Here is a 23,328-nt window from a genome sequence, read left to right on the forward strand (position 1 = left end):
CGCATATGACACACCAACTCGTCGCCACCCTGCGCCCACTGCTCGCCGCCGAGGCCTCCGCCGAGGCATATGCCTCCGGAACCGAACCGGCCGACCTCGAACAGGCCGTCTGGCTCCGCCTCCTGGAGCGCCTCGACGCCTCCGGCCCACCGGTCGACCCCCAGCGCTGGCTCCGCCGCGCGGTCCGCTCGGAGTCCCGCCGCACCCGCCGCACGGCCCGCATCGAGCAGTCGTACGGCGATGATCCCGTCGAGGACACCGAGCGCGGCCCCGAGCAGTCCGCGCTCACGGCGGCGCGGCACCGCGCGCTGCACGACGCGGTGCGCCGACTGCCGGGTCGCTGCCCGCGTCTGATGGAGGCGCTGCTGTCGCCCAAGGACCTCACCTACCGCGAGATCGCGGGGGAGTTGGGTATCTCACAGGGCAGTCTCGGCCCGGAACGTTCCAGATGTCTGGGATGTCTTCGCCGATTGCTGACGCCGGAGGTTGCGGCCCGCGAAGCGCGGGGATAGGAGTGAGAACCACATGGCGATCAGGTGAGCGGGAGGCGTGCGCACATGGGCATGAGTGTGACCATCTCGGTGGCGACCGAGCAGGACGCGGAGCAGATCTTCAGGCTGCAGTACCTGTGCTTCCAGAGCGAGGCGGCGCTGTACGGCAACTACCGCATCGACCCGCTGGTCCAGAGCCTCGACTCGGTCCGGGCCGAGCTCGGCTCCGACTGCGTGTTCGTGGCCCGGCTGGGCGAGGAGGTGGTCGGCTCGGTCCGCGGCACGGTGACGGAGGACGGCGCCGCCGCCATCGGCAAACTCTGCGTCCACCCGCGCCTCCAGGGTCACGGCATCGGCGCCCGCCTCCTCCGCGCGGCCGAGTCGGCCCTCGCCGAGGAGCGCGGCGCCAAGAAGTTCCGCCTCCACACCGGCCACCGCAGCGAGGGCAACCTCCGCCTGTACCGCCGCGTCGGCTACGAGACCGTAGGCACCTCCCAGGGCGACGACGGCGTACCGATGATCGTCCTGGAGAAGCCGGTCGAGGCCTACGTCGCTACTGCGTGACCGCTACTGATTGACGGCGTCCCGGTTCTTCCGGAGCCAGTAGAGCGCCGAGAGCGGCAGCAGCACGGGGATGAAGACGTACCCCGCGCCGTAGTACGACCAGACCGTCGCGTCCGGGAACGCCGAGCTGTCGATCACGGTCAGCGTGCCGACGATCAGGACACCCGCGAGTTCGGCGGCGCAGCACGCCTGTGCCGCCCTGCGGGCCTTCTCGCCACCGCGGATCAGGGAGTACGTGATGAAGCCGTACACCACACCCGCGACGGCCGACAGGGAGTAGGCGAGCGGGGCCCGGTCGAACTCGGTGGCGATCTGGTAGACGGAGCGCGAGACCGCGCCGACGACCATCACGCCGTAGAACCAGACGAGCAGCATGCCGGGCCCGCTGATGAGCCGCTTGGGCTTCTCTTCCGCGGTGTTGTCTTCCACGGTGGTCATCTCAGCTTCCCCAGATGTCGTAGAGCCGGACTTCGAGCACGGCCAGGACCACGGCGCCGGCCGCGACCGTCGCCGTGCCCCAGCGGGTGCGCTCCGCCAGGGACATGAAGCCCGCCGCGGGGACCGCCGCGAACGCGCCCAGGAGGTACGCCACGAAGATCGCCGTGCCCTGCTCCGCCTTCTCGCCGCGCGCCAACTGCACGATGCCGACCACCAGTTGGACCGTGGCCAGCAGGGTGACCACGGCCATTCCGATGAAGTGCCAGTCCTTCGTCGACTGGTCGCGGTAGGCCGCCCACCCGGTCCAGGCGGCGAGCAGCAGCGCGGCGACACCGATCGCCAGCGTCAGGGCATCAAGCATGCGGCGACCCTATTACGGGCCAAAAGACCCGGTGACCGTAGGGTCGGGAACATGAAGATCCATGCTGAGGCCCTCCTGTTCGACAACGACGGCACGCTCGTCTCCTCCCTCGAATCCGTGCGCAGGTGCTGGACGCGCTGGGCGGCGGAGTTCGAGATCACCGCGGAGGACTTCGCCCGGGTCGAACTGCACGGGCGGACCGCCGTGGAGATAGCCGCCGACCTCCTGCCCGCCGACGTCGTCCCCGCGGCGGTCGCACGGATCGAGGCGCTGGAGGTCGAGGACGTGGCCAACGGGGGTGCCGTGCTGCTGCCCGGCACGCGAGACTTCCTCGACTCGCTGCCCGCCGACCGCTGGGCCGTCGTCACCTCCGCCACCCGCCGGCTCGCCGAGGCCCGGCTCGCGCACGCCGGCATCCTCCCCAAGACCCTCGTGGTCGCCGAGGACGTCACGCGCGGCAAGCCCGACCCCGAGCCCTACCTCCTCGCCGCCCGTCAGCTCGGTGTCGACCCGGCCCGCTGTGTCGTCTTCGAGGACGCCCCGGCGGGACTCCGGGCGGGCCGCGCGGCCGGAATGATCACCGTGGCATTGGCCACAACCCACCAGGCCCACGAGCTGGACGCCGACCTTGTTGTGAGTGACCTGTCAGCGTTGTCCGCGCTGGTCAGCGACGGGGGAGTGGAGGTCTCCGCGCGCGGCTGACAGGCGTCCGCCGCTGTCCGGCATACGGACAGCGGCACTTTGTCAGGACCGTACGTCTGCTTTACTGATTCCATGACCACGACGAGCAGCCGCACCCTTGCGACCGAGGCGACCCTGACGCCCGGTGCTCGCTGTATGTGTCGAATGTGCGCCTTCTAGAGGGCCCCCGCACCACCCCCGGGCCACCCGCCCCAGCCTCGCGCCCCGAAGCGAGCCGCCGTGGCACGTCCATGCGCTGAACGCCGTGCGACTCCGCCGCCCCACGCACATTTCCCCCCTCGTACCAGGGCACACCCACGCCCTCGTACTCGACAGTCATGGAACCCCAGTGATCACCACATCGGGCCTGACCAAGGTCTACCGCTCGCGCGGCCGTGAGGTCACCGCCCTCGACGGCGTCGACCTCCACGTCCGCGAAGGCGAGGTGTACGGCGTCATCGGCCAGTCCGGCGCCGGCAAGTCCTCGCTCATCCGCTGCGTCAACCTGCTGGAGAGGCCCACCGCCGGCACGGTCACCGTCGACGGGCAGGACCTCACCGCCCTCGCCGGGCGCGGACCGCGTGCCGGACGGGAACTCCGGCAGGCGCGCAGCCGTATCGGCATGGTCTTCCAGCACTTCAACCTGCTCTCCTCGCGGACCGTGCAGGACAACGTCGAGCTGCCGCTCGAAATCCTCGGCAAGTCGGGGAAGGAACGGTCCGCCAAGGCCCTCGAACTCCTCGACCTCGTCGGGCTCGGCGACAAGGCGAAGGCCTACCCGGCCCAGCTCTCCGGCGGTCAGAAGCAGCGCGTCGGCATCGCCCGCGCGCTGGCCGGCGACCCCAAGGTGCTGCTCTCCGACGAGGCCACCAGCGCCCTCGACCCGGAGACCACCCGCTCGATCCTCCAGCTGCTGCGCGACCTGAACCGGCAACTGGGCCTGACCGTCCTGCTCATCACCCACGAGATGGACGTCGTCAAGTCGGTCTGCGACTCGGCCGCGCTGATGCAGCACGGGCGCATCGTCGAGGCCGGGACGGTGAGCGAACTGCTCGCCACTCCCGGCTCCGAGCTGGCCTCCGCGCTCTTCCCGGTCAGCGGCGAGGCGGGCGGCGCGGAACGGACCGTCGTCGACGTCACCTTCCACGGCGAGGCCGCCACCCAGCCCGTGATCTCCCAGCTCTCGCGCACCTACAACATCGACATCTCGATCCTCGGCGCCGCCATCGACACCGTCAGCGGACTCCAGGTCGGCCGCATGCGCATCGAACTGCCCGGCCGCTACGAGGACAACGTCGTGCCGATCGGCTTCCTGCGCGAACAGGGCCTCCAGATCGACGTGTTGGGCCAGGAGCCCGTACTGCTGAAGGAAGGTGCCAAGTGAGCTGGTCCGAGATGCAGCCCCTGCTGTCCCAGGCGTGTTGGGACACGCTCTACATGGTCGGCTGGTCCACGGTCATCGCCGTCGTCGGCGGACTCCCGCTCGGCATCCTGCTGGTCCTGACCGACCGCGGCGGACTGCTCCAGAACGTGGCCGCCAACAAGGTCATAGGGCAGATCGTGAACGTGGCCCGCTCGCTGCCGTTCATCATCCTCATGGTCGCGCTGATGAACTTCACCCGGACCATCACGGGCACGACCATCGGCCGCGAGGCCGCGATCGTGCCGCTCGCGATCGGTGCGATCCCCTTCTTCGCGCGCCTCGTTGAGACGGCTGTCCGCGAAGTGGACGGCGGGCTCGTCGAGGCCGTGCAGTCGATGGGCGGCAACACCTGGACGATCGTGCGCAAGGTCCTCGTACCGGAGTCCCTGCCCTCGCTGATCTCCAGCACCACCACCACGATCGTCGCGCTCATCGGCTACTCCGCGATGGCCGGCACGGTCGGCGCGGGCGGCCTCGGCGACATCGCCATCCGCTACGGCTACCAGCGCTTCGAGACCCAGCTGATGTGGATCACCGTGGCGATCCTCGCGGTCGTCATCTCCCTCATCCAGTTCGCCGGCGACTACGCGGCCCGCTCCGTGCACCGGCGCGGCGGACGCTCGGGACCCGCGCCGAGGCTCCGGCTGCTGAAAGCCGCGTAGGCCCACCCCTCCACAGACTCCCCGCACCACCCACCGCGGGGTCGTAGTACGCGACACCCTTCAGGAAAGGCACTTTTCGTGCGTAACACCGCAAAGCTCACCACCGCCGTCCTCGCCGCCGGAGCGCTCACCTTCGCGCTCTCCGCCTGCGGCTCGGACAAGGGCTCCTCCTCGGCCTCCGACTACAGCGGACCGCTGGTCGTCGCCGCGAGCCCCACCCCGCACGCCGAGATCCTCGACTACGTCAAGGACCACCTGGCGAAGAAGGCCGGACTCGACCTGGAGGTCAAGGAGTTCACCGACTACGTCACGCCGAACACGGCGACCGAGGACGGCTCGGTGGGCGCCAACTACTTCCAGAACCAGCCGTACCTCGACGACTTCAACAAGAAGAACGGCACCCACATCGTGCCCGTCGTCACGGTCCACCTGGAGCCGCTCGGCCTCTACTCCCACAAGGTGAAGAGCGCCGACGCCCTGAAGAGCGGCGCGACGATCGCGGTTCCGAACGACAGCGTCAACGAGGCCCGCGCCCTCAAGCTGCTCGCGGCGAACAAGCTGATCACCCTCAAGGCCGGTGTCGGCAACGAGGCGACCCCCGCGGACATCACCGACAACCCCAAGAAGCTCAAGTTCAAGGAGCTGGAGGCGGCCCAGACCCCGCGCTCCCTGGACGACGTCGACGCGGCCGTCATCAACGGCAACTACGCCATCTCCTCCGGCCTGAAGCCCGCCAAGGACGCCATTGTCCTGGAGTCCGCGACGAACAACCCCTACGGCAACTTCCTCGCCGTGAAGAAGGGCAACGAGAAGGACCCGCGCGTCAAGAAGCTCGCGAAGCTGCTGACCTCGCCCGAGGTGAAGAAGTTCATCGAGGACAAGTACGCCGGTTCGGTCATCCCGTCCTTCTGAGGCGTCTTGTAGACAACTCGCCGCGACTCACGGGGTCCACTCACTCACCATGTGTGGACCCCGTGGTGCGGTTCCCCGCTTTCATGCTGCATGCTGGGCAGTTCAGGTTGCCCTGAACATTTTCCAAAGGTTACGGAGTGGCGCATGACTAGCACCTTCCCCAACATCTCCATCAGCACGGAGCGGTTGGTGCTGCGGCCCCTCGACGAGGACGATGTGCAGGCCCTGGCCGAGATGATGAACGACGATCAGGTCGCGGCCTGGACCGACGTGCCCCAGCCGTTCACCGTCGCCGGCGCCCGCGAGTGGATCACCAACTACGCGCCCGCCGAACGGACTTCGGGCCGCGGCCTCGACCTCGCCGTCACCGAGTTCCTCACCCAACGGCTCGTCGGCATCGTCCAGTTGACCAAGACCGACTGGCATGTCCGGTCCACCGAGCTGTCGTACATCATCGCGCCCTGGGCCCGCGGCGAGGGCTACGCCTCCGAAGCCGCCCTCGCCACCGCCCAATGGCTGTTCGGGGACCAGAAGCTGGAGCGCATCGAACTGCGCACCGCCGCCGACAACACCGCCTCCCAGCAGGTGGCCCAGAAGATCGGCTGCATCAGCGAGGGCGTCCTGCGGGGCGCCTGCATAGCGCACGTCCACGCCGACGACGGCACCTGGATCGACGTCCGCACCGACTTCATCGTCTGGAGCCTCCTCCCGGAGGACCTGGAGGGCACGGCGGAGCAGCTCGCCGACATCGACGGTTTCACGTCACTCGCCGACTGGAACTGATTCCGGCGGGTACGACCACGGGAGCACCGCCCAGCCGCACCAGGTACCCTCACGGTGCCCGCGTACGGGCCGCTTCCCCCGACGACCTGCGATGTACCCCTGGAGACTGACGACGATGGCCGACCGCGTCACGGTGATCGGCTGGGACGGCTCTCCGCTGACAGCTGCGGCACGCTCCGCCCTGAGCGCCGCCACCCTGGTGGCCGGCGCGCCCCACCATCTGGAGCTCCCCGAAGTACCGGCGCGCGCCGAACGCATCCGCCTCGGCAGCGTGGCCCTCGCCGCCCGCCGTATCGCCGGCGTCCGCGGCACCGCGGTGGTGTTCGCCGACGGGGACCCGGGCTTCTTCGGAGTCGTACGGACCCTGCGCGCACCCGAGTTCGGCCTGGAGGTGGAGGTCGTCCCGGCCGTCTCCTCAGTGGCCGCGGCCTTCGCCCGCGCCGGGATGCCGTGGGACGACGCACAAGTGGTCGTCGCACACAGACGCACCCTGCGACGCGCGGTGAATGTGTGCCGGGCCCACACGAAGGTCGCCGTCCTCACCTCACCGGGCGCCGGCCCCGCCGAACTCGGCCTGCTGCTGGAGGGCGTCCACCGCACCTTCGTCATCTGCGAGGAACTGGGCACCGAGCACGAACAGGTCACCGTCCTCACCTCCGACAAGGCCGCCGACCGCACCTGGCGCGACCCCAACGTCGTCATCGTCCTCGGCGGTCCGGTCGGCCGCGCCGTCACGACCGGCCCGGGCGAGGGCTGGATCGCCGGCCGCGACCCGGCCGCCGTCTCCCGCGGCTGGACCCTCCCCGCCGAGGCCTACGTCGGTGAGCTCGGCGAGGGCGAGACGGAACTGCTCCGGGCCGCCCAACTCGCCCGCCTCGGCCCGCGCGTCGGAGACCTCGTGTGGGACATCGGCTGCGGCAGCGGCGCCTTCGCCATCGAGGCGGCCCGCGCCGGAGCCGCCGTCATCGCCGTCGACCGCGACGCCCAGGCCTGCGCCCGCACCGACTCCGCGGCCCGCAGCTTCGGCGTGCACCTCCAGATCGTGAAGGGCGACGCCCCGCACATCCTGGAGAACCTCCCCGAACCCGACGTGGTACGCGTCGGCGGCGGGGGAGTGGCCGTCGTCTCCGCGGTCGCCGACCGGCGCCCGCAGCGCATCGTGGCGCACGCGTCCACCCGCGACGAGGCCGAACTCGTCGGCCGTGACCTCACGGAGCACGGCTACCACGTGGAGTGCGCCCTCCTCCAGTCCGTCGAACTCGACACCAGGGCCTGGACGGAGACGGAACGGAGCGTCGCGTTCCTGCTCAGCGGCCTCCTTCCGGAGCGCGTTTCGTGACCCCGCGAACCGTCCCCGTGATCCTGTTGTCGTACTGCGCGCGGTAGGCTGGCGGACCGTTGTACCGCACAGGGTGGACCGGCGCTTCGTTCGCCAATGTCCGGAAAACCCGCCCGTTTTGGGGTGTGTGTGGTACAGCGGAACCGGAGGACGCGCAACGTGGCGCAGTCCACAGCGGGCCGTCGCGGATCAAGCTGCCGTGACGGCGCAACGGCCGCGACAATGCCAGTGAATGGCTTTGTCGTCTAAATGGCTTTGTCGCTTTTTGGCGTCGGGTCGTTCGTGCCGCTGGACACGCACGCTCGTTCTCCACTGCGGGGCGGTCGGTGCGCCGTTCCCGGTGAGCGGGTCGTAGAAGCACTAACCGATGGGCGAGGGGTACGCATGACCGACACCGGCCAGGTCCCGGCCGAGGGGTTGCCGGAGAACGCAGGCATGGTGGAACAGCCGAGCGTTCCCGCACACGGCGCGTACACCTACCTCTCCGAGACCACCGCAGAGGACGAGGACCTGTTGCTGCTCCCGGGCGCCCAGGGCGCCTGGGGCAACGAGGTCCCGCCCCCCGTCCCCGAGCCGGTCGTCGAGACCGTCCAGGAGCCCGCTCCGCTCGAGCCCGCCGCGTACGAACCCGCGGCGTACGAGCCGGGTGCGCACGAGACGGCTCCGCACGGGCAGGGTCCGCACGACTCGGCCCGGCACGACTCGCCCCTGCACGAGCCCGGTCCGCACGAGACGGCGGGCCGCGACAGCGGCTCCGTCGACCTCGGCGCCGTCCGGCTCGCCGAACAGCCGCCCGCGCCGGTCACCCCGCGCCGCCCGCTGCACCTCGGCCCGCCGCTCCCCGACACCTCCGCGAGCCCGGTCCGCTCCCTCGCCGACCGCGGCCCCGCCGGCGCGCCGGTACGGCAGTCAGGGCCGCAGGCGATCAGTCCCGAGTACCTCGACGCACCCCAGCTCCGCGACCTGCCCCCGCAGGGCGCGGCCCCCTGGGGCGCCCACTCCTCGGTCGCCGCAGGGGTGCGAACCGCCGAAACGGTTGCTCCGGCACCGGTGGCCGAACCGGCCCCGGAGCCCGCCGACCCGGCCCAGGCCGCGATGGCGCGGCTCGCCACCGAAGCGGTGAACGGGACGGTCGCCACGGCCGTGGACACCGCGCTCACCCAGGCTCCCGAGCCGGGCCCGGGCCCGGCACAGGCCCCCGACGCGGGCGAGGCCTGGCAGGGGCACGGTCAGCTGTACGCGGTGGAGACGGCGGTGGCTACGGCCTCCGCAGTGGAGTCCTCGGCCTCCTCCGCTTCTTCGGTCCACGCGAGCACGGAGAGCTCTGAGCCTGTCGGTCTGCCTGAGGTGGGCCAACTGCCGGAGGGCGCTGAGGTGTTGAGCGCCGGGTCGGTGCCGGGGGCGGCCGGAGAGGCCGTAGAAACCGGGTTCGTCGCAGCGAACGATCAGGGTGTTGAGGCCGAGGTGGCTCACGGCGGCGGGGGGAACCCGGACGCCATGCCCGTGCCGGACGGCAACCCCGTTTCCGAAGCCGCGCAGACCCCCGAGGGCGCGTTCGTCGTCCCCCCGGCCCCGGAAGCCGTGGCCGCTGCGGAGCCGAGCCACGCGGAGGGGGACCAGGGGTTCGAACCCGTTCAGGTCCCGGAGGCCGCTCCCGTCGACGAGGTCGACGAGGTCGGCGAGGTCCAGGTCCAAGACGCCGGGCCAACTGCCCCTGTTCCTACGGCAGTCGAGACCCCGCTCACCCCCGACGCCGAGCCCCTGGCCCCCGCCCCGGACACCGAGCACCCCGCACCCACGGCCGACGACTCGGCTCCCCTGGCCGAGGCGGTCCCGGTCCCGGTCCCAGCGCCGGTCCTGGACGAGGCACACCCCGACACTGCGGTCACGCCCGTCGCGGAGGCCGTTCCCACTCCAGTCGCCGAAGACTCACCCGCCTTCCTCGGCGCGACCCCGGAAGCCTCGGTTCTCCAGCCCGCCGCCGTACCGGACGAGCAGTTCGTGGCCGAGGCGGAGCCCGCACTCGTGCCGCAGCCGACCACGGCCGAGGACCACGGAGCGGAAGCCGCCGCCCCCCACGGCCCGCTCTCCACCGAGCAGCCCCCAACCCCGGAGCCCCTCGCCGCCGCCCCGCAGACACCCCCGGTCGGTCCCGAAGACGCGTCCCTCGCTCAACCCGCCACCCCCGAAGCCGAGTTCGTCGAGTTCGCCGAGGTGCCGCAGGCCGTCCCGGCGGGCCCGAACCCCGACGACTCGCTCGGCCGCTTCGTGCCGGTGGAGGGCTCCGTGCCCACCACCCCGCACCTCGCACCGACCCCGCCGCACCCCCTCACCCTCCCCACGGAGGACCCGTCGGGCGGCGCGGAAGCCTTCGCCACCGTCCCCGGCCCCCGAGAGACCGATGCCGACGGTGAACCCGAACTCGTACAGCACGCGGACGACCTGGACACCCGGGCCGCCGATCAGGAAGAAGAGAGCACGGCCGCAGTGGAAGAAGTACGAGAGTCCACCGGCCCCGCCGCACCCGCCTACGACGACGCCGAGCGCGAGGCCGTGCTGAAGGTGATGCGCGAGCGCCGTGACATCCGCAACGGCTTCCGCGGCGACCCGATCCCGCACGACGTGCTGCTGCGTGTGCTGGAGGCGGCGCACACGGCGCCGTCCGTCGGGCACTCCCAGCCGTGGGACTTCGTGGTCATCCGTTCCGCCGACACCCGCCGCAACATGCACGAACTGGCCCAGAGCCAGCGCGAGGCGTACGCCAAGTCGCTGCCCAAGGGCCGGGCGAAGCAGTTCAAGGAACTGAAGATCGAGGCGATCCTCGACACCCCGGTGAACATCGTCGTCACCGCCGACCCGACCCGTGGCGGCCGGCACACCCTCGGCCGCCACACGCAGCCGCAGATGGCGCCGTACTCCGCCGCCCTCGCCGTCGAGAACCTCTGGCTCGCGGCGCGCGCCGAGGGCCTGGGGGTCGGCTGGGTCAGCTTCTTCGACGAGCGCGAGATGGTCCGCGCGCTCGGTCTGCCGGAGCACCTGGAGGTCATCGCGTACCTCTGCGTCGGCTACGTCGACGAGTTCCCGGACGAGCCCGAGCTGATGCAGGCCGGCTGGTCCAAGCGCCGCCCGCTGTCGTGGGTCGTGCACGAGGAGACGTACGGCCGCCGCGCCCTGCCCGGCGAGGACCCGCACGACCTGCTCGCGGAGACCGTCGCCGGGATCCGTCCGCTGGACGCGAAGGCGCTCGGCGAGGCGTGGGAGCGGCAGAAGCGGATGACGAAGCCGCCGGGCTCGCTCGGCATGCTGGAGATCATCTCCGCGCAGTTGTCCGGTCTTTCGCGGCAGTGCCCGCCGCCGATCCCGGAGCCCGCGGCCGTCGCGATCTTCGCGGGCGACCACGGTGTGCACGCGCAGGGCGTCACCCCCTGGCCGCAGGAGGTCACGGCCCAGATGGTCGCCAACTTCCTTGGCGGCGGCGCCGTTTGCAACGCCTTCGCGAGCCAGGTGGGCGCCGAGGTGTGCGTGGTGGATGTGGGCGTGGCATCCGAACTGCCCGCCACCCCCGGCCTGTTGCCCCGCAAGGTCCGGGCCGGAACGTCCGACATGACGACCGGTCCCGCGATGTCCCGCGAGGAGGCCAAGCAGGCCATCGAAGTGGGCATCGAGACGGCCCGCGACCTGGTGGCGGCCGGCAACAGGGCTTTGCTCACAGGGGAGATGGGCATCGCGAACACCACCGCGTCCGCCGCCCTGATCTCGGTGTTCACGGACACCGACCCCGCCGACGTCACCGGCCGGGGCACCGGCATCAACGACGAGACCCTGGCCCGCAAGACGGAGGTCGTGCGCCGCGCGATCGAACTCCACCAGCCGGACCCCGCCGACCCCATCGGTGTCCTCGCCGCGATCGGCGGCTTCGAGCACGCGGCCATGGTCGGCCTGCTGCTCGGCGGCGCCTCCCTGCGTACGCCGGTGATCCTGGACGGCGTCAGCGCCGGCGCCGCGGCCCTCGTGGCCCGTGCCATCGCCCCCGAGGTCCTCGCGGCCTGCATCGCGGGCCACCGCAGCGCCGAACCGGGTCACGTCGCCGCCCTCAACAAGCTCGGGCTGCGCCCCCTGGTCGACCTCGACCTCCGCCTCGGCGAGGGCACGGGCGCGCTGCTGGCCCTGCCGCTGGTGCAGAGCACGGCGCGGGCGATGCACGAGGTGGCGACGTTCGATTCGGCAGGTGTGACCGAGAAGTAGGCGCCCGCACGGGGCTGTGGCGGCTCAGCCAGTGGACCGGCTGAGCCGCCACAGCCCCCTGCCCGTAAAATCTGCACGTCAGGGCCACCGCACGCCGTACAGCACGCCGGGCAACCCGCCGTACAAGAGGAGCCGCACCCTCATGGCCGAAAACCCCGCCTACCCCGTAGGCCTCCGCCTCACCGGCCGCAGGGTCGTAGTCCTCGGCGGCGGCCAGGTCGCCCAGCGCCGCCTGCCGGCGCTGATCGCGGCGGGCGCGGACATCACGCTCGTATCCCCCGAGGCGACCCCGTCCGTCGAGGCGATGGCGGACGCGGGCGAGATCACCTGGGAGCGCCGCCCGTACGCGGAAGGCGACCTCGCGAACGCCTGGTACGCCCTCATCGCCACCACCTCCCCCGAGGCCAACACCGCCGCCTCCGCCGAGGCGGAGGCGAACCGCGTCTGGTGCGTCCGCGCGGACGACGCCGACCAGGCGACCGCCTGGACCCCGGCGACCGGCCACAGCGAGGGCGTCACCGTCGCCGTACTCACCACGGACGCGCGCGGCCGGGACCCCCGCCACACCGCCGCGATCCGCGACGCGGTGGTGGCAGGCCTGCGCGACGGCACGCTTGTCGCCCCCCACCACCGCACCCGCACCCCCGGCGTCGCCCTCGTCGGCGGCGGCCCCGGCGACCCGGACCTCATCACGGTCCGCGGCCGGCGCCTCCTCGCCGAGGCCGACGTCGTCATCGCCGACCGCCTCGGCCCCCGCGACCTCCTCGCCGAACTCCCCCCGCACGTCGAGGTGATCGACGCGGCGAAGATCCCGTACGGCCGCTACATGGCCCAGGAGGCCATCAACAACGCGCTGATCGAACACGCCAAGCAGGGCAAGTCGGTCGTACGGCTGAAGGGTGGCGACCCCTACGTCTACGGCCGTGGCATGGAGGAGGTCCAGGCGCTCGCCGAGGCCGGCATCCCGTGCACGGTCGTGCCCGGCATCTCCAGCTCGATCTCGGTACCGGGCGCGGCCGGTATCCCGGTCACCCATCGCGGAGTCGCACACGAGTTCACGGTGGTCAGCGGCCATGTCGCCCCTGACGACGAACGCTCCCTGGTCGACTGGCCGTCCCTCGCGAAGCTCACCGGCACGCTGGTGGTCCTCATGGGCGTCGACAAGATCGGGAAGATCGCCGAGACCCTGATCGCGCACGGCAAACCGGCCGACACCCCGGTCGCCCTGGTCCAGGAGGGCACCACGGCCGCCCAGCGCCGGGTGGACGCGACCCTCGCGACGGTCGGCGAGACAGCACGCGCACAGGACGTGAAGCCGCCCGCGGTGATCGTCATCGGCGCCGTCGTCACCGTGGGCCCCGAGGCGCTCGCGTAACCCCGGGTAACACAACCCGTTCCCAGCCGTTGGCACGACACCCAGGACAAGGCAGTATCACCCTGTGGCCGATCTCATCACCGTTGAGGATCCCGACGACCCGCGCCTGCGTGATTACACGGGCCTGACCGACGTAGAGCTGCGCCGCAAGCGCGAACCGGCCGAGGGCCTGTTCATCGCCGAGGGCGAGAAGGTCATCAGACGGGCCAAGGACGCGGGCTACGAGATGCGCTCGATGCTGCTGTCCGCGAAGTGGGTCGACGTCATGCGGGACGTCATCGACGAACTCCCGGCCCCCGTCTACGCGGTGAGCCCGGAGCTGGCCGAACGCGTCACGGGCTACCACGTACACAGAGGCGCGTTGGCCTCCATGCAACGCAAACCCCTCCCCACAGCCGACGAACTCCTCCAGACCACCCGCAGGGTGGTGGTGATGGAGTCGGTCAACGACCACACCAACATCGGCGCGATCTTCCGCTCGGCGGCGGCACTGGGCATGGACGCGGTCCTGCTGTCCCCCGACTGCGCGGACCCCCTCTACCGCCGCAGCGTGAAGGTCTCGATGGGCGCGGTCTTCTCGGTTCCCTACGCCCGCCTCGACAGCTGGCCCAAGGGCCTGGAGTCGGTCCGCGAGGCAGGCTTCACGCTCCTCGCGCTCACCCCCGACGAGAAGGCGAAGAGCCTCGACGAGGCGGCCCCGCACCGCATGGACAGGGTGGCCCTGATGCTGGGAGCGGAGGGCGACGGCCTCTCCACCCAGGCCCTGGTGGCGGCCGACGAATGGGTCCGCATCCCCATGGCCCACGGCGTCGACTCCCTCAACGTCGGCGCCGCCGCTGCCGTAGCCTTCTACGCGGTGGCCACCGGCCGCCCCGAACTCTAGGGAGCACGGCTTGGCCCAGCGCGAGGCGATCGTCGCAGTCCTACGGCGCGCGGACCGCGTCCTGGTCATCCGCCGCGGCCCCGACTCCGCCCGCTCCGGCTACTGGGCCCCGCTCAGCGGCAAACTGGAACCGGGCGAGACCCAGGAAGAAGCCCTGGTCAGAGAGGTCCACGAGGAGGTCGGCCTCACGGTCTCCCCTTTGGCCAAGGTCTGGCAGTCCGACACCGACGACGGTGTCTTCCGCCTCCACTGGTGGACCGCCACAGAAACAGGCAACGGCACGATCGTCCCCGACCCGGGCGAGGTCTCGGAGGTCCGCTGGGTCACCCCGGCGGAGTTCCTGACGATGGCGCCACTCTTCGACGCGGACCGGGAGTTCTTCGAGCGGGTGCTGCCGAGCCTGTAAGCACTCACCCCATCCGGCGCCCCCATTCAGCCCGTCCGGCGTTTGAGGACGAGGCCCCTTCAGGGCCGATGGGGGTCTGGGGGCGCAGCCCCCAGGCGGGGCCGAAGGGGCGGCAGCCCCTGGTGACGGGAAGGGCAGGGGCGGCGGGGGCGAAACAACCCCACGACACCCCACCGCTCACGACCCGGCGAAACCGCCCGCAGCCCCGAACCGCCCATCCGCCCCCACGACCCGCTGCACATCGCCCCCCGTACGCCCAAGCCCATGCGCCGGCCCCGAACACCCCTGAGCCACCGCGATACCAAGCGCGACCAGCAACGTCACCACGACGAACACGAACAACCGCTGCCGCAACAGCCGCGGGTTGGCGGGCCGCCGCCCCGTACCCGTCGTCCGCGGCCCCGGCCGCCCGGTGCCACTACGCGGAGCGGGCCGGCTGCCACTGCCGTTGCCGTTGCCGGAACGCGTGGTGTTGCGCCCGGCCGGAGTCGGCCGCACCGAGCCCGGCCGCGAGGGCACGCCCCCGCCCCCACGCGACGCACTGCCCCCACCCCGCGACGGCGGAGCCGCACCGCGCGGCGCCGGAGTGCCCTGCGGACCCTGCGACCCCTGCGGCCGCCGCCCGCCCTGCGTCCGCTGCTGCTCGGGATAGCTCTCGGTGAGCCGCCCGGTGGGCCGGTCGGCTTCGCCACCACGCGGCGCGGGCGGCCGTACGTCCGACAGCCCCTGCGCCTCGCGGGCGGCGATCTCCTTGAGCCGCAAGGACAGTTGAAGAGTGCTGGGCCGCTCCTCGGGGTCCTTCGCCAGGCACGCCCGCACCAGCGGGGCAAGCGCGTCCGGCACACCGTGCAGCTGCGCCTCCTCGTGCACCACGCGGTACAGCATCACCTCGGAACTGCCGTGCCCGAAGGGCGAGTCGGAGGTGGAGGCATACGCGAGCGTGGCCCCGAGCGAGAACACGTCCGTGGCGGGCGTGACCGCGGCCCCCCGCACCTGCTCGGGCGCGAGGAACCCCGGCGACCCCACCGCCGTACCGACGTGCGTGAGCGTCGACGCCCCGGTGGCCCAGGCGATGCCGAAGTCGATGATCCGCGGACCCTTGGGGGACAGCAGAATGTTGGACGGCTTGAGATCCCGGTGGACGACCCCGGCCTCATGCACAGCGACGAGCCCCTCGGACAGGGCGGCCCCGATCGCGGCGACCTCGGCCGCGCCGAGCGCCCCCTCGTCGGCGACCTTGTCGTGCAGAGAGGGCCCGGGAACGTACTGCGTGGCGAACCAAGGCCGATCGGCCTCAAGATCCGCCGCGACCAGCCGGGCGGTACACCCACCCCGAATCCGCCGCGCGGCCGACACCTCCCGCGCGAACCGCGAACGGAACTCCTGGTCCTCCGCCAGATCCGGCCGGATGACCTTCAGCGCGACCCGCTGGCCCTTGCGGTCGGAACCCAGATAGACGACGCCCATTCCGCCCGCGCCGAGCCGTCTGTGAAGCCTGAACGAGCCGACGACGCGCGGGTCCTCGCGCCTCAGGCGCATCATCGCCATGTTCATCCCCGCTGCCCGGTCCGTGTGACGAGCGACAGCTTACGTTTCCACAGCCGCCCGCGCGCAAAGGCCGCGCCCTCTCGGACCGACGGATTGTCAGTGCCGGGTGGGAAACTTTGAAGGGTGGTCAGAGACCGTGCGAACAGCAGGACTTCGTACTGTCCTCAACCCCAACCAACCATCACAGAAGGGGGATTGAGCGCGTGAAGGGTGATCGCGTCGAGATAGTGGTGGACGCCGGCGACACCACACGTACATACGAGGTGGTGGCGAGCAGGGCAGGCCGCAGGGTGGAGACGGCGGTACGACGAGGTGTCGTGGAAGTGAGCGAAGTCACCCGCAACGGCTCCGTCGTCCGCACCGCCCGCTTCATGGCGACCAGGGTCCTCGCCCTGGTCGAGCAGCCGGTCCCGCGTGAGGACAGCTCAGAGAAAGCGGGGCACACCGGGCGCCCCCTCCGGGAAGACCCCGAGACCTAGGACCTCGTCTCCACCCAGGGGAGTAGTTCGCAGGTCATTGCTCATCCTCCGGGAGGCCCGCCAATCGGTACGAGGGCATGACGACCCGCACCCGCCGCACGCCTAGATTTGAGGTCAAGCGGCGGGTGCAGCACTCGTCCCCCGAGGTCAGACACCCGCCGCTGCCAACGACAACTGAGTTCGGTCAACGGAGCACGGTCAGGAGAGGGACCATGGCCCACACGGCACCGCGGGCATTGATCCGCGAAGAGGGACGCAAGGCGTACAACGCGGCGTTCCGCACCCGCCGCACGGGCCGTCGCCACCCGCTGGTGGCGACCTTGATGGCACTTCCCCTGGCGGTCCTGCTCCTGGTCGTCTTCGACGGCTGGGAGACCGTGGCCACACAGGCGTCGTCCGTGGGAGTGATGCTGGGGCGCTGAGCGGCGACCCCAGGCCCGGAAGAGCGGTCCGGGCGGGGACATCAACCCATGAAACCCCGTGGGGACGGGGGTGCGGCGGACGGCAAAAAAGCCGGCGCAGCTGGGGAGCTGCGCCGGCTTTGCTTTGCCCCCGCGCTGGAGCGCCCCATAGGGGCGCGGGGAACTGCGCGCCCAGCCCCCACCGGCCCGCAGCGAACCCACACACCCAGCCGTACGCTCCCATCGAAAGCCGTACGACTCAGGGGGACCCGGTGACCACCCACCAACTGCTGCCCGACCTGACAGCCCGAGCCATAAAGGCAGCGCACACCCAAGCCCCCGCCTGCCCCTGCGGAGCCACAGCGACTCTTACCGACCGCCCCGACGGCACAGTCGTCCGCCACGCAGCCACCGTCGCCAAGGCCCACGCCCCGCACACAAACCCCACCGACCTCACCGCCCGCCTCAAAACGGCAGCCCACCTCCCCGGCATCCTCCTGCCCCCACTGGACCCCACCCCCGTCACCCTGCACGACCGCCAGGTGACGTTCTGGCCCTACGGCACCCCGGTGGACCCGGATGATCCGGACGCGGCTCCCTGGGAAGCCGCCGCCACCCTCCTCGCCCGCCTCCACCGCACCCCCGCCCCGACCCGGCTCCCACCGATGCGCGGCCCCCTCAAGGCGGTTCGAGCGATCACCCGGCTCCGCGAGGCGGTCGGCGGACACCCCGCCGTCGCCTCCGTCCTGCACGCGTGGTGCCTGCTCCCGGCGTGGGCCCGCGCGGAGGCACCCCAGCCCGACACGACCACCCTCTGCCACGGCGACCTCCACCTCGGCCAGCTCGTCCGGTACCCGTCCCCCAACGGCCCCTGGCTCCTGATCGACGTCGACGACCTCGGCGTAGGAGTCCCCGGATGGGACTTGGCCCGCCCGGCGGCCTGGTACGCCTGCGGCCTGCTCCCGCCCGACGAGTGGACCCGCTTCCTGGCCGCGTACCGCGCGGCCGGCGGCCCGGCGGTTCCCGCCGACGGCGACCCGTGGCCCGCCCTGGACGTCCCGGCCCGCGCCCTCACCGTGCAGACGGCAGCCCTCGCCATCGTCAAGGCGGTCACGGCGGGCCGTCCACTCGACGAGGTGGAGGAGGCGGTCGTGGACGCCTGTGTCCGAATGGGTTCCGTCCCGCCCGAGTTGGCGCCCGGATTCGCGAAGTAGGGTGCAACCGACCGGGGTCGGACGGAGTCTGTCCTGGGGAAACACGAAGACGTACCAACGGCCGAGGAGTTGAGCCGAGCATGCAGTGTCCGAAGTGCCATGCGCCGATGCACACGTACAACCGCAACGGTGTCCAGATCGAACAGTGCAGCAACTGCCGGGGGATCTTCCTCGACTACGGCGAGCTGGAGGCGCTGACCCGCGTGGAGTCGCAGTGGCAGCAGCCCGCCCCGCCGCCCCCGGGCCCGCAGGCCTACCCCGCCCCGCCCGCGCCCGCCTGGGGCGCCCCGCACGGCGGCGGTCACGGCGGTGGCCACTACGGCGGTCACGGCAGCCACCACCGCCACAAGAGCTTCGGTCACATGCTGTTCTCCAGCTGACCGGCACACGGAAGAACCCCCGGCCGTACGAGACGGCCGGGGGTTCCGGAGTGTGGACGATACTGGGATTGAACCAGTGACCTCTTCCGTGTCAGGGAAGCGCTCTCCCGCTGAGCTAATCGTCCTCAGGACCACGATCCGGGGATCATGGGCGGTGCGTGCGCGATACTGGGATTGAACCAGTGACCTCTTCCGTGTCAGGGAAGCGCTCTCCCGCTGAGCTAATCGCGCGGGGATCCTCGCGGACCAAGTCCTTGCGGACCAGTGGACGATACTGGGATTGAACCAGTGACCTCTTCCGTGTCAGGGAAGCGCTCTCCCGCTGAGCTAATCGTCCTTGGAGGTGGAGACGGGATTTGAACCCGTGTAGACGGCTTTGCAGGCCGTTGCCTCGCCTCTCGGCCACTCCACCAGGAGCGTAGGGGTTCGGGAAGATCCCCCACTTCCTGCGAGCGGACGACCAGGTTCGAACTGGCGACCTCAACCTTGGCAAGGTTGCGCTCTACCAACTGAGCTACGTCCGCTTGTCGTTTCCGCTCGGCTTGTGCGTCGCGGCGACGAGTTGAACTCTAGCGGATTCCCCGGCCAGCACAAAAACGCGTTTGTGCAGCGTGCTGGCCTGCGACTACAGGAACACATGGCCAGGGCACCCGCGGTGACATGGCCGGGCAACCTGTGAGACACCCGCCATAGACTCGACGGCGTGCTCGACCTCGCTCCTCTCGCCCGCTTCGGCGGCCGTGTCGCCACCGGCCTCCTCGATGTCACCAGCGATCCCGAAGCCCTGGACTCCACCGGCTTCTGGGCGGTCGCGGCCGACTTCGAGGGCCGTCTGACCTGCGCGCGCTTCGGCGACGTACGACCCGAACCGGTCCCGGCACCCGTGCCCGGCGCCTGGCACGGCCCCGCGACCGACGCCTGGACCAGCTCCCTCGACCGCGCCGCCTACACGGCCGGCGTCCGCCGCATCCGGGAGCACATCGCGGCCGGCGAGGTCTACCAGGCCAACCTGTGCAGGGTCCTGTCCGCGCCGATCGGCCCCGACGCCGACGTGGACGCCCTCACCGCGCTGCTCGCACGCGGCAACCCGGCGCCGTACGCAGGAACGATCCGGCTGCCCGGTCGCGGGGTCGAGATATCCACCGCGTCGCCCGAACTCTTCCTGCGTCGCACCGGGTGGGTCGTCGAGTCCGGCCCGATCAAGGGCACCGGGCGGACGGAGGCGGATCTGCTCCAGAAGGACTACGCCGAGAACGTGATGATCGTGGACCTGGTCCGCAACGACCTCGGGCGGGTCTGCGCCACGGGGACCGTGACCGTGCCGGACCTGTGTGTCGTCGAGAAGCACCCCGGTCTCGTCCATCTCGTGTCGACGGTCCGGGGCGAGCTGCCCACGGACGCGGGCTGGCCGGCGCTGCTCGCCGCCGCCTTCCCGCCCGGGAGTGTCACCGGCGCCCCCAAGTCCAGCGCCCTGCGCATCATCGACGCGCTGGAGACCGCGCCCCGGGGACCGTACTGCGGGGGCATCGGCTGGGTCGATGCCGACCGGGGCACCGGCGAACTGGCCGTAGGCATCCGCACCTTCTGGATCGATCGCGCCGACGGCATGCTCCGCTTCGGCACCGGCGCCGGGATCACCTGGGGCTCGGACCCCGAGGGGGAGTGGCGGGAGACCGAGCTGAAGGCGTCACGGCTGCTCGCGGTAGCGTCGGGCGCGTACGACGTGAGCGGAGGGGCTCTTTCATGAAGATCTGGCTCGACGGCGGGCTCCAGGACATCGAGTCCGCCCGTGTCTCCGTCTTCGACCACGGACTGACCGTGGGCGACGGCATTTTCGAGACGGTGAAGGCGACGGACGGGAAGACGTTCGCGCTGACCCGCCATCTCGACCGGCTGACCCGCTCCGCACGCGGCCTCGGCCTCCCCGACCCCGACCTGGACGAGGTCCGCCGCGGCTGCGCCGCCGTCCTCGCCGCCAACCCGATGCCGTTCGGCAGGCTCCGCATCACGTACACGGGCGGCCACGGCCCCCTCGGATCGGACCGCGGCGAGCACGGCCCGACCCTTGTCGTCGCCCTCGGCGAGGCGACGCGCCGCCCCGACTCCACGGCCGTCGTCACCGTCCCCTGGACCCGCAACGAACGCGGCGCCCTCGCCGGCCTCAAGACCACGTCCTACGCCGAGAACGTCGTCGCCCTCGCCCTCGCCCACCGACACGGCGCCTCCGAGGCCCTGTTCGCCAACACGGTCGGCCAACTCTGCGAAGGCACCGGGTCGAACGTCTTCGTCGTCCTGGACGGCGAGCTCCACACCCCGCCGGTCACCTCCGGCTGCCTCGCCGGCATCACCCGCGCCCTGACCGTCGAATGGACCGGCGCCAAGGAGACCGACCTGCCGCTCGACGTTCTGGAGCGCGCCGACGAGGTCTTCCTGACCTCCTCACTCCGGGACGTACAGGCCGTCCACCTGCTCGACGACCGTCAACTCCCGGGCGTGGCAGGGCCGGTGACCGCCAAGGCGATGCGCGTCTTCGACGAGCGGTCGGCCGACGACCTTGATCCATAAATGCCCGATCCACTGGGCTGACCTGGCGCTCCGGGTCGGGTAGAACACAGGTGATGACCACGACCCTGCGGCCGACCGAGCCGCTTCAGCACGAGGCCGACGGGACGCGTTCACGCCGTTACCAGGTGTGTGTGAACAGCCGTCCCGTCGGCGCCATACACCTCGCCACGAGTCCGCTCTACGGCGATTCGGCGGCCCGGATCCTGGACCTGCGCATCGCGGAGCCGGACCGCCGGCGCGGCCGGGGCACGGTGGCCGCGCTCGCGGCCGAGGAGGTGGCGCGGGGCTGGGGCTGCGACCGGATGGAGGTCTCCGTGCCGGCCGACGCGGAGGCGGCGCTGAAGGTGGCGACGGCCCTCGGTTACGTCGTGCGCAACCGCCACATGGACAAGCCGCTCGGCGACACCGCGCCCGAACTGCCCGCCGGAAGCAGGGCCCGGCCCATGGCCGAGGAGGAATACGGCCCCTGGAAGCAGCAGCACACGGAGAGCTTCGTCCGGAGCTGGGCCGACCGCGGGATACCGGAGGCGGAGGCCCGGACCCGGGCTCTGCAGAGCAACGCCGAACTGCTGCCCGACGGACTGGCCACCGCGGACATGCGCCTCAGCGTCCTGGAGCACGAGGGCACGGTGGTGGGCACACTCTGGACCGGCCTCCGTGACGGCAAGATCTTCGTCTACAAGGTCGAGTCCGACGCCCGCCACCGGGGCAAGGGCCACGGCCGCACCCTGATGCTCCTGGCCGAGGCACAGGGCATCGAGGCCGGTCTGCCGGTCATCCGCCTGAACGTCTTCCAGGGCAACACCCCGGCCGAGCGGCTCTACGAGTCACTCGGCTACGAGACGGTCGCCTACCACCTGTACAAGAGCCTGCTCTGAGCCCCTCGCCGCGGCCTACTCGCCCCCGGCGAGCAGCCGGTCGGCGATCCCCTCGATGCGGGCGCGCAGCCCCTCCTGGCTCTTGCCGCCGTCGAGGCGTTCGCCGTCGATGACATACGTCGGGGTGCCGGTCACGCCGATGGCCTTGCCCTCGGCCTGGTCGGCGTCGACGATCAGGATGTGCCGGCCGTCGATCAGGGCGGTGTCGAACTCCTCGGCGTCCAGGCCGAGTTCGTCGGCCACCTCGACCAGGAGGGGTTCGCCCCTACGGTCCAGCTCCTCGACCCGGGCGAGCACGGCCTCGACGTAGTCCCAGCCCAGCCCCTGCTCCACGGCCTCTTCGGCGGCCTGGGCGGCGGCGAAGGAGTGCTTGTGCTTCTCCATGGGGAAGTGCCGCAGCCGCAGTTCCAGCCGGTCGCCGTAGCGGGCCCGTAGGGCGCGCAGATCCTCCAGGGCGGTGCGGCAGTCCGTGCACTGGAGCTCGCACCAGACGTCGAGGACGGGGGTGCGCGCGGAGGGGAGGTCACTCATGGGACCAGTCTCCCAGCCCCGGATCCACCCTCCCAACCGGGATCACGGGGGCCGAGGGGCGCGGGCGTACGACGCCGACCGGCACCTGGGGAGGATGCGACCCGGAGATGTCCCTGATGTCCTACCGGGGCATGGCATCCCGGGGACCGGACGGTGCAGGATGGAAGGGACGAAGTGCGACCTGCCGGACCGACGTGTCCGAGTGGACCGCCCGACCTCGTCCGACCGAGAGCGCCCGACGGAACTGCCTGGAGGACCGGATGATTGCCGAGACCGTCTGTTCCGCCGCCTCCGCGGCAGGCCTGGGCATCGCGGCGGTCACCGCGTACCGCAAGCGATTTCTCTCCGCCGCCCGTATCGCCGCCTATTCGCTGGTGCCCGTCGGCCTGGTCATGACCGGGGTCGTCGGCTGGGCCGCCGACACCGCGTTCAGTCCCATGGCCTGGGCGGGTTTCGTCGTACTCGGCGGCGCCTGGCTGCTCTTCACCGGCACCCGCGCCGTGGAGCGCCGCCGCGGCGGCACCCGCAAGGAGCGCAGGGCGGCCCGCGCCTCGGCGCAGCCGGACGCGGTGGCACCGACGGCCTCCGCGCCCTCCCTCGGCCCGGCCGTACGCCCGGCGACCCGGCCCGCCGCCGCGCCCCGCGCCAAGAGCGGGGACGACTTCAGCGACATCGAGGCCATCCTGAAGAAGCACGGCATATGACGGCCGCACAGCGACTGAAACGACACAGAGCGAGCCGGGTCCGCCGGTAAGTGTTCAGGACGCGA

The 23,328-nt window shown here is 71.3% G+C and carries 24 protein-coding genes and 5 tRNA genes; 20 read left to right on the forward strand and 9 right to left on the reverse strand.

Features of this window, described 5'->3' with window-relative positions; translation table 11 throughout:
• Positions 1–5: 5 nt before the first annotated feature.
• Both ACQHII_RS38545 and ACQHII_RS38550 read left to right on the forward strand, forming a co-directional pair.
• Positions 6–512, forward strand: a complete 507-nt coding sequence (locus ACQHII_RS38545) for a sigma-70 family RNA polymerase sigma factor (protein WP_427923601.1) — start codon at positions 6–8, stop codon at positions 510–512.
• 45 nt (positions 513–557) lie between these two features.
• Complete coding sequence (locus ACQHII_RS38550) at positions 558–1,055, forward strand: GNAT family N-acetyltransferase (RefSeq protein ID WP_019066311.1); 498 nt, start codon at positions 558–560, stop codon at positions 1,053–1,055.
• A 3-nt stretch (positions 1,056–1,058) separates the two neighbouring features.
• On the opposite strand, the gene ACQHII_RS38555 is transcribed toward ACQHII_RS38550, so the two are convergent.
• Both ACQHII_RS38555 and ACQHII_RS38560 read right to left on the reverse strand, forming a co-directional pair.
• The gene (locus tag ACQHII_RS38555) at positions 1,059–1,493 is read right to left on the reverse strand and encodes a hypothetical protein (RefSeq protein ID WP_427923602.1); all 435 of its coding nucleotides are present in this window, start codon (positions 1,491–1,493) and stop codon (positions 1,059–1,061) included.
• 1 nt (position 1,494) lies between these two features.
• Positions 1,495–1,854: a hypothetical protein gene (locus ACQHII_RS38560; protein ID WP_019066313.1), complete on the reverse strand. Its 360-nt coding sequence runs from the start codon at positions 1,852–1,854 to the stop codon at positions 1,495–1,497.
• Between the two features lie 51 nt (positions 1,855–1,905).
• Here ACQHII_RS38560 and ACQHII_RS38565 point away from each other — a divergent pair, with 51 nt between their 5' ends.
• From ACQHII_RS38565 to ACQHII_RS38610, 10 genes are all read left to right on the forward strand, one after another.
• Entirely contained in the window at positions 1,906–2,556 is a 651-nt protein-coding gene (locus ACQHII_RS38565; RefSeq protein WP_427923603.1) for an HAD family hydrolase, read from the forward strand.
• Positions 2,557–2,884: 328 nt separating this feature from the next.
• Positions 2,885–3,919: a methionine ABC transporter ATP-binding protein gene (locus ACQHII_RS38570; protein ID WP_427923604.1), complete on the forward strand. Its 1,035-nt coding sequence runs from the start codon at positions 2,885–2,887 to the stop codon at positions 3,917–3,919.
• A complete protein-coding gene (locus tag ACQHII_RS38575; protein WP_019066316.1) occupies positions 3,916–4,620 on the forward strand; it encodes a methionine ABC transporter permease in 705 nt (234 codons plus the stop codon). Before ACQHII_RS38570 ends, ACQHII_RS38575 begins: the two co-directional genes overlap by 4 nt.
• Before the next feature lie 78 nt (positions 4,621–4,698).
• Positions 4,699–5,532, forward strand: coding sequence for a MetQ/NlpA family ABC transporter substrate-binding protein (locus ACQHII_RS38580; RefSeq protein ID WP_427923605.1), 834 nt, complete (start codon positions 4,699–4,701; stop codon positions 5,530–5,532).
• A gap of 144 nt (positions 5,533–5,676) precedes the next feature.
• Entirely contained in the window at positions 5,677–6,315 is a 639-nt protein-coding gene (locus ACQHII_RS38585; protein WP_427923606.1) for a GNAT family N-acetyltransferase, read from the forward strand.
• 115 nt (positions 6,316–6,430) lie between these two features.
• Complete coding sequence (gene cbiE, locus ACQHII_RS38590) at positions 6,431–7,654, forward strand: precorrin-6y C5,15-methyltransferase (decarboxylating) subunit CbiE (RefSeq protein ID WP_427923607.1); 1,224 nt, start codon at positions 6,431–6,433, stop codon at positions 7,652–7,654.
• A gap of 384 nt (positions 7,655–8,038) precedes the next feature.
• Positions 8,039–11,899, forward strand: a complete 3,861-nt coding sequence (cobT, locus tag ACQHII_RS38595; protein ID WP_427923608.1) for a nicotinate-nucleotide--dimethylbenzimidazole phosphoribosyltransferase — start codon at positions 8,039–8,041, stop codon at positions 11,897–11,899.
• Between the two features lie 142 nt (positions 11,900–12,041).
• Positions 12,042–13,274, forward strand: coding sequence for a uroporphyrinogen-III C-methyltransferase (cobA, locus tag ACQHII_RS38600; RefSeq protein WP_427923609.1), 1,233 nt, complete (start codon positions 12,042–12,044; stop codon positions 13,272–13,274).
• A gap of 64 nt (positions 13,275–13,338) precedes the next feature.
• Positions 13,339–14,157 (forward strand): TrmH family RNA methyltransferase, encoded by an 819-nt coding sequence (locus tag ACQHII_RS38605; RefSeq protein WP_019059837.1) that lies wholly within the window; start codon positions 13,339–13,341, stop codon positions 14,155–14,157.
• A gap of 10 nt (positions 14,158–14,167) precedes the next feature.
• The gene (locus ACQHII_RS38610; RefSeq protein ID WP_427923610.1) at positions 14,168–14,563 is read left to right on the forward strand and encodes an NUDIX domain-containing protein; all 396 of its coding nucleotides are present in this window, start codon (positions 14,168–14,170) and stop codon (positions 14,561–14,563) included.
• 177 nt (positions 14,564–14,740) lie between these two features.
• Here the strand turns inward: ACQHII_RS38610 and ACQHII_RS38615 are convergent, their stop codons facing one another.
• A complete protein-coding gene (locus tag ACQHII_RS38615; RefSeq protein ID WP_427923611.1) occupies positions 14,741–16,117 on the reverse strand; it encodes a protein kinase domain-containing protein in 1,377 nt (458 codons plus the stop codon).
• 197 nt (positions 16,118–16,314) lie between these two features.
• On the opposite strand from ACQHII_RS38615, the gene ACQHII_RS38620 reads away from it, so the two are divergent.
• The 4 genes from ACQHII_RS38620 (at position 16,315) to ACQHII_RS38635 (ending at position 18,585) form a co-directional block, all read left to right on the forward strand.
• On the forward strand, positions 16,315–16,590 hold the full coding sequence (locus ACQHII_RS38620) for a hypothetical protein (protein ID WP_019066326.1): 276 nt from the start codon (positions 16,315–16,317) through the stop codon (positions 16,588–16,590).
• Positions 16,591–16,802: 212 nt separating this feature from the next.
• A complete protein-coding gene (locus ACQHII_RS38625) occupies positions 16,803–17,012 on the forward strand; it encodes a hypothetical protein (RefSeq protein WP_026178166.1) in 210 nt (69 codons plus the stop codon).
• Positions 17,013–17,263: 251 nt separating this feature from the next.
• Positions 17,264–18,205 carry a phosphotransferase family protein gene (locus tag ACQHII_RS38630; RefSeq protein WP_427923612.1) on the forward strand — a complete coding sequence of 314 codons (942 nt, stop codon included), beginning with the start codon at positions 17,264–17,266 and terminating at the stop codon, positions 18,203–18,205.
• 80 nt (positions 18,206–18,285) lie between these two features.
• Positions 18,286–18,585 carry a zf-TFIIB domain-containing protein gene (locus ACQHII_RS38635; RefSeq protein WP_043684060.1) on the forward strand — a complete coding sequence of 100 codons (300 nt, stop codon included), beginning with the start codon at positions 18,286–18,288 and terminating at the stop codon, positions 18,583–18,585.
• A gap of 53 nt (positions 18,586–18,638) precedes the next feature.
• Here ACQHII_RS38635 and ACQHII_RS38640 read toward each other — a convergent pair.
• The 5 genes from ACQHII_RS38640 to ACQHII_RS38660 all read right to left on the reverse strand — a co-directional run bounded on the left by ACQHII_RS38640 (position 18,639) and on the right by ACQHII_RS38660 (position 19,109).
• Positions 18,639–18,710: transfer RNA gene (locus tag ACQHII_RS38640), tRNA-Val, on the reverse strand.
• A 34-nt stretch (positions 18,711–18,744) separates the two neighbouring features.
• Positions 18,745–18,816 (reverse strand) — tRNA-Val (locus tag ACQHII_RS38645).
• Positions 18,817–18,850: 34 nt separating this feature from the next.
• A tRNA-Val gene (locus ACQHII_RS38650) sits at positions 18,851–18,922 on the reverse strand.
• Position 18,923: 1 nt separating this feature from the next.
• Positions 18,924–18,997, reverse strand: a tRNA-Cys gene (locus tag ACQHII_RS38655).
• Positions 18,998–19,036: 39 nt separating this feature from the next.
• Positions 19,037–19,109: transfer RNA gene (locus tag ACQHII_RS38660), tRNA-Gly, on the reverse strand.
• 179 nt (positions 19,110–19,288) lie between these two features.
• On the opposite strand from ACQHII_RS38660, the gene ACQHII_RS38665 reads away from it, so the two are divergent.
• The 3 genes from ACQHII_RS38665 to ACQHII_RS38675 are packed head-to-tail and all read left to right on the forward strand — an operon-like array spanning position 19,289 to position 22,028.
• Positions 19,289–20,332: a chorismate-binding protein gene (locus ACQHII_RS38665; RefSeq protein WP_427923613.1), complete on the forward strand. Its 1,044-nt coding sequence runs from the start codon at positions 19,289–19,291 to the stop codon at positions 20,330–20,332.
• Positions 20,329–21,150, forward strand: coding sequence for an aminotransferase class IV (locus ACQHII_RS38670; protein ID WP_427923614.1), 822 nt, complete (start codon positions 20,329–20,331; stop codon positions 21,148–21,150). The genes ACQHII_RS38665 and ACQHII_RS38670 overlap by 4 nt, the downstream gene beginning before the upstream one ends.
• Before the next feature lie 53 nt (positions 21,151–21,203).
• The gene (locus ACQHII_RS38675; RefSeq protein WP_427923615.1) at positions 21,204–22,028 is read left to right on the forward strand and encodes a GNAT family N-acetyltransferase; all 825 of its coding nucleotides are present in this window, start codon (positions 21,204–21,206) and stop codon (positions 22,026–22,028) included.
• Positions 22,029–22,043: 15 nt separating this feature from the next.
• Here the strand turns inward: ACQHII_RS38675 and ACQHII_RS38680 are convergent, their stop codons facing one another.
• A complete protein-coding gene (locus ACQHII_RS38680) occupies positions 22,044–22,559 on the reverse strand; it encodes a DsbA family protein (protein ID WP_427923616.1) in 516 nt (171 codons plus the stop codon).
• 260 nt (positions 22,560–22,819) lie between these two features.
• Between ACQHII_RS38680 and ACQHII_RS38685 the strand changes: the two genes are divergently transcribed.
• Positions 22,820–23,263 (forward strand): hypothetical protein, encoded by a 444-nt coding sequence (locus ACQHII_RS38685; protein WP_359608458.1) that lies wholly within the window; start codon positions 22,820–22,822, stop codon positions 23,261–23,263.
• Positions 23,264–23,328 lie beyond the last annotated feature (65 nt).

The organism is Streptomyces sp. cg40, assembly GCF_050320165.1.
In the GTDB taxonomy this organism is placed as follows: Bacteria; Actinomycetota; Actinomycetes; order Streptomycetales; family Streptomycetaceae; genus Streptomyces; species Streptomyces hokutonensis.

Coding starts and splice junctions, on each gene's coding strand:
- ACQHII_RS38585 (WP_427923606.1), top strand. CDS start 5,677: ATGACTAGCACCTTCCCCAACATCTCCATCAGCACGGAGCGGTTGGTG.
- cbiE (WP_427923607.1), top strand. CDS start 6,431: ATGGCCGACCGCGTCACGGTGATCGGCTGGGACGGCTCTCCGCTGACA.
- ACQHII_RS38565 (WP_427923603.1), top strand. CDS start 1,906: ATGAAGATCCATGCTGAGGCCCTCCTGTTCGACAACGACGGCACGCTC.
- ACQHII_RS38545 (WP_427923601.1), top strand. CDS start 6: ATGACACACCAACTCGTCGCCACCCTGCGCCCACTGCTCGCCGCCGAG.
- ACQHII_RS38670 (WP_427923614.1), top strand. CDS start 20,329: ATGAAGATCTGGCTCGACGGCGGGCTCCAGGACATCGAGTCCGCCCGT.
- ACQHII_RS38555 (WP_427923602.1), bottom strand. CDS start 1,493: ATGACCACCGTGGAAGACAACACCGCGGAAGAGAAGCCCAAGCGGCTC.
- ACQHII_RS38625 (WP_026178166.1), top strand. CDS start 16,803: ATGGCCCACACGGCACCGCGGGCATTGATCCGCGAAGAGGGACGCAAG.
- ACQHII_RS38685 (WP_359608458.1), top strand. CDS start 22,820: ATGATTGCCGAGACCGTCTGTTCCGCCGCCTCCGCGGCAGGCCTGGGC.
- ACQHII_RS38635 (WP_043684060.1), top strand. CDS start 18,286: ATGCAGTGTCCGAAGTGCCATGCGCCGATGCACACGTACAACCGCAAC.
- ACQHII_RS38615 (WP_427923611.1), bottom strand. CDS start 16,117: ATGAACATGGCGATGATGCGCCTGAGGCGCGAGGACCCGCGCGTCGTC.
- ACQHII_RS38560 (WP_019066313.1), bottom strand. CDS start 1,854: ATGCTTGATGCCCTGACGCTGGCGATCGGTGTCGCCGCGCTGCTGCTC.
- ACQHII_RS38675 (WP_427923615.1), top strand. CDS start 21,204: ATGACCACGACCCTGCGGCCGACCGAGCCGCTTCAGCACGAGGCCGAC.
- cobA (WP_427923609.1), top strand. CDS start 12,042: ATGGCCGAAAACCCCGCCTACCCCGTAGGCCTCCGCCTCACCGGCCGC.
- ACQHII_RS38680 (WP_427923616.1), bottom strand. CDS start 22,559: ATGAGTGACCTCCCCTCCGCGCGCACCCCCGTCCTCGACGTCTGGTGC.
- cobT (WP_427923608.1), top strand. CDS start 8,039: ATGACCGACACCGGCCAGGTCCCGGCCGAGGGGTTGCCGGAGAACGCA.
- ACQHII_RS38550 (WP_019066311.1), top strand. CDS start 558: ATGGGCATGAGTGTGACCATCTCGGTGGCGACCGAGCAGGACGCGGAG.